Genomic DNA, 1,552 nt, shown 5'->3' on the forward strand with positions numbered 1-1,552 from the left:
CGGGCACCGCGTCCACCAGCACCACCGGCGTGTACGCGATCCCGCCCGTCACCAGCACCATCCCGCCCTGCGCCAGCCGCTCCCGGTACGGTTCCAGCCGCGCCCGTGACTGCGTGTAGGAGCCGAGCGCCCACGTGGCCCCGCCGGCCGCCAGCGCCAGCCCTGCCATCGTGACGGACAGTCCGCGCTGGCTGACGAGCATCAGCGGTACGAAGCTCTCCGCCACCACGAACCCGCCCGCCGCCATGCCGCGCAGCAGCACCACCGCCGGCAGTCCACGCGCTGCCCGGTACGTGCCGGACGGCAGCAGCCGCAGCGCCGCCGGTACGAGCAGCCCGGCACCGGCGACCGCCGGTACGACGGCCAAGAGGCTCAGCTCCTGCCCCGCGTACTGCAACAGCCCCGCCCCCACGGCCAGCACCCCCGCGAACCTCAGCCGCCGCCGGTCCACCGGCGCGGGCTGCCCTCCCCGGCCACCGGGCAGCGGCCCCGAGGCGGCGCGCCGCAACGCGGGCAGCATCACCGCCAACGGCACCGCCACCAGAACCGGAATGCCGAGGAACACCCAGCGCCAGCCGAACTGTTGGGTGACCGAACCTGCGATCAGCGGCCCGACGACCGCCGGCACCACCCACGCCGCCGCGAAGGCCGCCATCACTGGGGGCCGCAGCGGCTCCGGGTAGGCGCGACTGACGGTGACGTACAGCGCGACGATGACCAGTCCGCCCCCGATGCCCTGCGCCGCCCGGCCCAGGATGAAGATCCCCATGGTGACGGCCGTGCCGGACAGCACGAGCCCCGCGGCGAACGCCCCGATACCGGTGGCCAGCGGCGCGAGCGGCCCGCGCCGGTCGCTCCACTGACCGGAGACGACCATGCCGAGGAGGGCGGTGGTGAAGAGAGCGGAGAAGGCGTACGCGTATAGGGACACGCCGTTGAGCTCGTCGGCGGCGACGGGCATCGCCGTGCCGACGGCGGTCGCCTCGAAGGCGATGAGGAAGACGACGGAGACGATGCCGAGGGTCAGCGCGCGGTAGCCACGGCTCAGGACGGTGTCCGGGCGGGCGTTCGGTGCCGGCGCGTTCGGCGGGAGCCCCTCCGGCGCCTCCCGCAGCACCCCCAGCGCTCCCAGCGCCCCCTTCGCGGCGCCCCCGTTCCCGTCCCTGTCCCGGTCCCCGTCCCCGTTCGCGTTCCTGCCCCTCTCCCCGTCCAGATCTGCGGTCATACGGACCAATGTAAGGGCCATGCCGCACCATGACCCCTGTCCCGAGGTGGCCACCCCCTCGGCCTTTGGACCTAAGCCGAAGGCGACAGGTCCCGCTGAGCCGCCTCTCCTTCGGGCACGCTGATGGGTATGCCCCACTTCAGCTCGTACGACGGAACCCGGCTCAGCTACCGCGTCATCGGCGACGATCCGACCGACGGCGACCGGCCGCCCCTGGTCTGCCTCGCCGGCGGCCCGGCGCGCGACGCCGCCTACATCGGCGACCTCGGCGGACTGAGCGCGTACCGGCGCCTGATCGTCCCCGACGCCCGCGGCACCGGCGAATCC

General features: G+C 74.2%; 2 protein-coding genes. One reads left to right on the top strand and one right to left on the bottom strand.

The features are described 5' to 3' along the window. Window positions 1-1,225: MFS transporter (locus tag ACRDP3_RS15930; protein ID WP_431517609.1), on the bottom strand; the 1,225-nt coding region annotated here is incomplete at its 3' end. A gap of 129 nt (window positions 1,226-1,354) precedes the next feature. On the opposite strand from ACRDP3_RS15930, the gene ACRDP3_RS15935 reads away from it, so the two are divergent. After that, a partial coding sequence (locus ACRDP3_RS15935; RefSeq protein WP_431517610.1) for an alpha/beta fold hydrolase occupies window positions 1,355-1,552 on the top strand: 198 nt, incomplete at its 3' end.

The organism is Streptomyces sp., assembly GCF_050698815.1.
In the GTDB taxonomy this organism is placed as follows: Bacteria; Actinomycetota; Actinomycetes; order Streptomycetales; family Streptomycetaceae; genus Streptomyces.